The sequence below is a fragment of the Flavobacterium silvaticum genome (genome assembly GCF_012911565.1).
In the GTDB taxonomy this organism is placed as follows: Bacteria; Bacteroidota; Bacteroidia; order Flavobacteriales; family Flavobacteriaceae; genus Flavobacterium; species Flavobacterium silvaticum.
This window is the reverse complement of record NZ_JAAMPU010000029.1, coordinates 1-266: the sequence shown is the minus strand read 5'-3', so window position 1 is coordinate 266 and position 266 is coordinate 1. Positions and strand designations below refer to the sequence as shown.

1 protein-coding gene is annotated in these 266 nt (G+C 59.4%); it reads right to left on the bottom strand.

Annotated elements, in window-relative coordinates; genetic code table 11:
- On the bottom strand, positions 1-228 hold a 228-nt coding region (locus G6047_RS00090), incomplete at its 3' end, for a hypothetical protein (RefSeq protein ID WP_169525266.1).
- Positions 229-266 lie beyond the last annotated feature (38 nt).

Genomic DNA, 266 nt, shown 5'->3' with positions numbered 1-266 from the left:
CTCGCCGAACGGTGAATGGTAACCCGTGGTCCTCACGGCCACACGTACCATGTACTTGCCGCCCGGTATGTAACCCGGCACCATGCTGAAGTTGAAGTAGGACAGGGTACGGTCCACGATCTGCGAGGAGACCGGGTTGTCGTTGCCATCCACAAGGGATACCTCGAAACGGTAGGCCGTGGCCTTGTTCAGGCTCGCCGTGGAGATGTAGCTGTTCTGCTGGGCCATGTGCTGGTCGCAGTTGTTGATCATCGGAACCCCCGGTG